We start from the raw sequence: 6,235 nt of genomic DNA on the forward strand, positions 1-6,235 counted from the left end.
ACGAACCCATTGATACAAAGCAACAAAATTAGTTGAGAACCTTTAACAACGAATGCGGAATGGAGCGTGACATGTTGAGTACAACAACTAAGGATCAAACGAAAGTCATAACAGACTTATTAAATGGGACATTCTCATCCCTGGAAACAGTTGTGCCGATCAAACATACCAGAGCGAAACCCCAGTTATTAGAAAAGAACTTCCATATTGGGTATGGCGTATTGATTGGTATGACGGGTGATATCAAAGGAAAATTGGTTTTGTCAGGAGAGTCAACGGTTTTTAGTAAAATAGGTGAAACCATGTATGGCATGCCACTGGAAGGCGATATGCTTTTATCGTTCAGTGGTGAATTAGGTAATATGATTGCTGGCGGTCTCTCAACAACTATCGTTGAAAATGGCATCAATATTAATATTACTGCCCCTACGATGATGCAGGGAAATACGACATTATCGGGTTTTAAACAAGGACTTCGAGTGACGACTTCTTTTGATCATACAGGCAAATTAGATATTATGCTATTGCTTGATTAATAGATAGGGGAAGGATGTGGCAAATGGATACAAACGATTACATTGAGGTGTTCCTTGATGAGAGTAACGAACATTTACAATCAATGAATGATCATCTTTTGGAACTGGAGAAAAACCCGGAAGATCTCGAGATTGTCAACGAAATTTTCCGCTCAGCCCATACATTAAAAGGCATGGCCGGCACAATGGCGTTCGATGATATTGCATCACTGACCCATAAAATGGAGAATGTGTTCGACAAAATTAGAAATCAGGCGTTGGAAGTCAGTGAAGACGTGATAGACATTATTTTTGAGGCAATTGAGTCGCTCGAAGAAATGGTCGGGGCCATTGGTGAAGGTGAAGACGGAAACAAAGATGTCAGCCATCTTGTTTCGCACCTGGAACAATTGGAGAATGGAACATCAGCTTCAGCACCGGAACCGGATAAAGGTGATGAGAATGAAATAGCTGATTCCACACTTGAAATCGATCAGTACCAGATGACTGTCATCAAACAGGCAGGCGAACAGGGATACACCCCTTTCCAAATAACCGTTACGCTTTCCGCGGATTGTTTATTAAAAGCTGCACGTGTTTATATGGTATTCGAAGTCGTGGAACAGCTTGGTGAGGTGATTAAATCAGTTCCTGCTGTGGATGATTTGGAGGCAGAGAATTTTGAGCAGCAATTTTCCTTAATTCTTTTATCAGACGAATCAGCAGAAGGCATTAAAGCGGGTATACATAAGGTTTCCGAGATTGAGCATGTCGATGTGTCCATTTTTTCCATTGAAAAAGCTGAAGGTGAAGCAGAGAGCAGGAAAGATACTGAAGCCGGCAATCGTTCGGATAACCATGATTCAGCCAAACCTAAAAATAAAGGTAAAAGTGCATCGTCTAAAACCATTCGTGTCAGCAGTGAACGTATTGATTATTTGATGAATCTGTTTGAAGAACTCGTTTTGGACCGGGGCCGCCTTGATGACCTTTCAAATAAGTTAAACAATCATGAACTAAGCGAGACTGTTGAACATATTTCCAGAGTGTCACAGGACATGCAGGATTTGATTTTATCGATGCGTATGGTTCCTGTTGAACAAGTTTTTAACCGATTTCCAAGAATGGTCAGGGGACTGGCGAAGGACTTGGATAAAAAGATTGATCTCGAAATTGTCGGAGCCGAAACAGAACTGGACAGAACGGTTATCGATGAAATAGGTGATCCGCTTGTCCATTTAATCCGAAATTCTGTTGACCATGGCATTGAGTCGCCGGATGAGCGTAAACGGGCCGGCAAGCCTGAAGGAGGTAAATTAATCCTGAGGGCTTACCACAGCGGCAACCATGTTTTCATTGAGATAGAAGATGATGGGGGCGGCATCAATCGTGAAAAAGTGGCTCAGAAAGCCATTAACAATGGTCTTCTCTCCATTGAACGCGCTGAAAACTTACAGGATGACGATATTTATCAGCTTATTTTTTCCTCAGGTTTCAGCACAGCTGAGAAAGTCTCCGATCTTTCAGGACGTGGTGTTGGTCTCGATGCAGTACGGATAAATATTGAGGCACTGGGTGGTCATATAACGGTTGAATCTGAACCGGGACAGGGAAGCAAGTTTTCCATTCAATTACCGCTGACCCTTTCCATTCTGTCTTCCTTATTGGTTAATGTTCAGAATGAAACGTACGGCATTCCGCTGTCTTCTGTTACTGAGACCGTTCTGCTGGAAGAGAAGGATGTTATGTACTCCCATCGGCAAAAAGTGATGGATTTCCGAGGAAAAGTCGTGCCACTTGTGTCATTGCAGGATGTATTTGATGTGCCGGACAATGAAATAACAGATGAACAGGAACAGCCCTATGAATCGGTTGTCATTGTCAAGAAAGGTGAACGCATGACAGGTCTGATCGTCGATTCTTTCATTGGGAAAAAGGAAGTCGTTTTAAAATCACTTGGAAACTATCTGAAGGATGTGTTTGCCATTTCAGGGGCAACCATTCTGGGAAATGGTCAAGTTGCGCTGATCATTGATCCGAATGCACTGATTAAATAAACGAAGGAGGTCTCAACATGGATGAATCCATTAAAGTCGTTGTTTTCCGTATGGGTGAACAGCGGTATGGAGTTGATATCCAAAACGTTCTTGGGATTGAAAAATTACAAACTATAACCAATGTGCCACAGACATCTGCCTTTATTAAAGGTGTCATCAATTTACGGGGGGATATTACACCCCTCATCGATTTAAAGGAGCGCCTGCAGTTAGGTAAAACAGAGCATGCCGAAGAGACGCGGATTTTAATCGTGAATATGCATGATATTCAGGTCGGCCTGATTATTGATGCGGCAACGGATGTTATGGATATTGACTTAAGCTCTGTTGAACCGGCTCCGGAAGTGATCAATGGGGTTAATGAGTCCTTTTTAAGGGGCGTCGCTAAATTGGAGGATAATCTATTAATCTTGTTGGATTTAGAACACATTTTAAACTTGGATGAAGTCAATGAAGTCAGTGAAATAATTGAGGATTGATAATATAGGAGGAAGAAAAATGGCAACGATACTTGTCACAGATGACGCAGCTTTTATGAGAATGCAGCTTAAAGATAATCTTACCAAACTTGGCCATAACGTAATCGGTGAGGCGGAAAACGGGAAAGAGGCCGTTGAAAAATGCCAGGAATTAGAACCGGAGCTGGTAACAATGGATATCACCATGCCGGAAATGGATGGTGTGGAAGCTGTTAAAGAAATTAAAAAAATAAACCCGGACGTAAAGATTATTATGTGCTCTGCAATGGGACAGCAAAGTATGGTTCTGGACGCGATTAAGGCTGGCGCTGCCGATTTCATTGTAAAGCCTTTTAATGCCGAACGAATTAAGGAAGCGTTGGACAAAGTCCTATAAAACAACAACACTAATTAGAAGCTGCCAAGGAGAAAACTTAAAGATGAAAAAGTTATTAAACTTCAAACGTATAAGAACGAAAATTTTATTGGGATTTAGCATTGTACTTGTACTGGCTATTTTATTAAGTGCTTACAGTATATACTCTATACAAAAAACCAATAGTAGCATGCAGGACATGATAGACAAGGAAATAGCTTTATTAATTACTGACGAGCAGTTGGCAAATAATATGTCTGAAAGAACAAGCATGTTGAGGGGATTGTTACTATACGGGGATAACGATTATAAAGAGGAATTTAGTGCTGGTACAGAAGAAAATATAGCATTGGAGAATCGGGCCCTTGAGCTAAGTGAATCTGAACAACTGCAAGAACTCATCGATAAAAAAATTGAATGGGGAACTTTGACTGATGAAGTGATTGCAGAATATGAAAAAGGAAATATAGAAAATGCAAAGCACATGATGGAAAGCAAAGTACAAGCACTTGAAAATGAGCTAATAGATGGTTTCAACAACTTGGCTAGTGAAAGAGAAGCGGAAATAGAAGAAATCGGGAACAATATAATATCGAATGGGGAAACTCTTGCAATTATAGCAATGATCGTTTCTGGGTTAATGATTGTTCTAGGTATCTTTGTAGCGATTATTACGGACCGGATGATTTCAAATCCAATACAAGCTGTTGTGAATCGAATGAAGTTAATTGCGAATGGCGATTTAACTGAGGAACCACTTGAAACTAAATCAAAGGATGAAATTGGGCAGCTGGTGACGGCTACAAATGATATGAATCATAGTATGCGTGACTTGCTGAATCAAATAAACGGGGTTTCGGAAACGGTGAGCACTCAAAGTGAAGAGTTAACGCAATCCGCAAATGAAGTGAAATCCGGAACAGAACAAATTTCGACAACCATGCAGGAATTAGCATCCGGCTCTGAAACACAAGCCAATAGCTCAAGCGAGTTATCATCTGCTATGTCAACCTTCTCCACAAAGGTACAAGAAGCAAATGAAAATAGTGAACAGATACAGCACAAATCAAACGATGTCCTTAGCATGACAGATGAAGGCAGTCAATTAATGACTGCTTCCGAGCAACAGATGGATAAAATTGATCAAATTGTGCAGGATGTCGTTCAAAAAGTACAGGGATTGGACACGCAATCGCAAGAAATTTCGAAGCTGGTATCGGTTATTAAAGATATTGCTGATCAAACGAACTTATTAGCCTTGAATGCAGCGATTGAAGCTGCCAGAGCAGGGGAACATGGTCAAGGGTTCGCTGTGGTGGCCGATGAAGTAAGAAAACTGGCCGAACAAGTTTCTGATTCCGTTTCGGATATTACTGGAATTGTAGGAAATATCCAAAATGAATCCAGCGCGGTAGCCAATTCCTTACAAGCTGGCTATAAAGAAGTCGAAAAGGGGACGGAACAAATTAAAACGACTGGTGAGAAGTTTGATGGCATTAGTGAGGCCGTTACAAACGTTGTGAATAGCATTCAAACGGTAACTGAGAATATGTCTGAAATAGCAGCCAATAGTCAGCAGATGAACAGCTCGATTCAAGAAATAGCAGCCGTTTCTGAAGAATCCGCTGCAGGCGTACAACAAGTATCAGCATCGTCTCAGCAGACCAGCAGTTCAATGGAGGAAGTTGCAGCCAGTGCGGATGACCTTGCTAAATTAGCCGAAGATTTAAACGGATTATTTCGTCAATTTAAGTTGTAAAAGAAAGTAAATTGAGTATGGAAGTTCATTCAACAATGGACTTCCATACTTATAAGTGGGCTATTCAATGAAAAGGAGAAAACACATAATGGGTAGAATTGCAATCATGAAAGAATCGGGTATACTGCGTGATGGCGTTCAAAAGGTGATCATGAAAAATTTTCCAGGTTACGATCTATCAGTACACGATCCCAGACAGCAAAATGCACTTTTACGAGATTTATACTAAATTTCCGTTTCTCGGTTCACGCAAGATTGCTGAAATACTACAGAATAAAGGGGTGAATATCAACCGTAAAAGAGTGCAGCGTCACATGCGTGAAATGGGGATACAAGCCATTTATCCGGGTCCTAATTTGAGTAAACGCAATCTGCAGCACCGTGTTTATCCATATCTGCTGAAAGGAGTGAATATTACTCGGCCCAACCAGGTTTGGAGCATTGACATTACGTACATTCGCTTGCATAATAGCTGGATGTATTTAACGGCCATTATCGATTGGTATTCCCGCTATATTATCAGCTGGGAATTGGATCAGACGCTGGCAATTGACTTTGTCCTGGATGTCGTAAAACGTGCATTCACGTTCGCTACACCCGAAATATTTAACAGTGACCAAGGCAGTCATTTTACCAGCCCAAAATATATTAATCTGTTAAAAGAGCATCCATCTATTCAGATCAGCATGGACTCAAAAGGCCGGGCTTTGGATAATATTATGATCGAACGCTTTTGGCGAAGCCTTAAGTACGAAGAAGCCTATTTAAAGGACTATGGCAAGCCAAGAGTGGCTAGAAGCAATATAAGGGATTACATGGACTTTTATAATCATGAAAGGCCTCATCAATCCTTAGATTATCAAACACCGGCATCTATTTATTTCGGGTAGTCCGTTATCCTTTCCATCTTGGGCAATTATCTTCCCTGCGCCAGAACCTGTCAAGGGAAAATGCGCCCTTGACAGAACCTGACACAGGAAAGAGTTAGTCGGCAAGATGGGAAAGGGAAAACAATGATAACCCCACCTTATTTTTATAAAATTTGTGTCTTGACAATGGGGTCCACCATA

6 protein-coding genes and 1 pseudogene are annotated in these 6,235 nt (G+C 41.0%); all 7 read left to right on the plus strand.

What is annotated here, in order from left to right:
- Positions 1 to 71: 71 nt before the first annotated feature.
- On the plus strand, positions 72 to 536 hold the full coding sequence (locus tag VK097_RS13255) for a chemotaxis protein CheX (protein ID WP_324212273.1): 465 nt from the start codon (positions 72 to 74) through the stop codon (positions 534 to 536).
- Between the two features lie 23 nt (positions 537 to 559).
- On the plus strand, positions 560 to 2,572 hold the full coding sequence (locus tag VK097_RS13260; RefSeq protein ID WP_324212274.1) for a chemotaxis protein CheA: 2,013 nt from the start codon (positions 560 to 562) through the stop codon (positions 2,570 to 2,572).
- Positions 2,573 to 2,589: 17 nt separating this feature from the next.
- Positions 2,590 to 3,051, plus strand: coding sequence for a chemotaxis protein CheW (locus VK097_RS13265; protein WP_324212275.1), 462 nt, complete (start codon positions 2,590 to 2,592; stop codon positions 3,049 to 3,051).
- Positions 3,052 to 3,070: 19 nt separating this feature from the next.
- Complete coding sequence (locus VK097_RS13270; protein ID WP_324212276.1) at positions 3,071 to 3,427, plus strand: response regulator; 357 nt, start codon at positions 3,071 to 3,073, stop codon at positions 3,425 to 3,427.
- 43 nt (positions 3,428 to 3,470) lie between these two features.
- Complete coding sequence (locus VK097_RS13275) at positions 3,471 to 5,165, plus strand: methyl-accepting chemotaxis protein (RefSeq protein WP_324212277.1); 1,695 nt, start codon at positions 3,471 to 3,473, stop codon at positions 5,163 to 5,165.
- Positions 5,166 to 5,253: 88 nt separating this feature from the next.
- Positions 5,254 to 5,394, plus strand: a complete 141-nt coding sequence (locus VK097_RS13280; RefSeq protein ID WP_324212278.1) for a hypothetical protein — start codon at positions 5,254 to 5,256, stop codon at positions 5,392 to 5,394.
- A pseudogene (locus VK097_RS13285) lies at positions 5,381 to 6,055 on the plus strand (IS3 family transposase); the annotation flags it as partial. The gene VK097_RS13280 and the pseudogene VK097_RS13285, both read left to right, overlap by 14 nt.
- Between the last annotated feature and the right edge of the window lie 180 nt (positions 6,056 to 6,235).

The sequence above is a fragment of the Lentibacillus sp. genome, from assembly GCF_035301675.1.
Classification (GTDB): domain Bacteria; phylum Bacillota; class Bacilli; order Bacillales; family Amphibacillaceae; genus Lentibacillus.

Excerpts from the sequence above, each read along its gene's own strand:
- VK097_RS13255 (WP_324212273.1), top strand. The coding sequence starts at position 72 with ATGTTGAGTACAACAACTAAGGATCAAACGAAAGTCATAACAGACTTA.
- VK097_RS13260 (WP_324212274.1), top strand. The coding sequence starts at position 560 with ATGGATACAAACGATTACATTGAGGTGTTCCTTGATGAGAGTAACGAA.
- VK097_RS13265 (WP_324212275.1), top strand. The coding sequence starts at position 2,590 with ATGGATGAATCCATTAAAGTCGTTGTTTTCCGTATGGGTGAACAGCGG.
- VK097_RS13270 (WP_324212276.1), top strand. The coding sequence starts at position 3,071 with ATGGCAACGATACTTGTCACAGATGACGCAGCTTTTATGAGAATGCAG.
- VK097_RS13275 (WP_324212277.1), top strand. The coding sequence starts at position 3,471 with ATGAAAAAGTTATTAAACTTCAAACGTATAAGAACGAAAATTTTATTG.
- VK097_RS13280 (WP_324212278.1), top strand. The coding sequence starts at position 5,254 with ATGGGTAGAATTGCAATCATGAAAGAATCGGGTATACTGCGTGATGGC.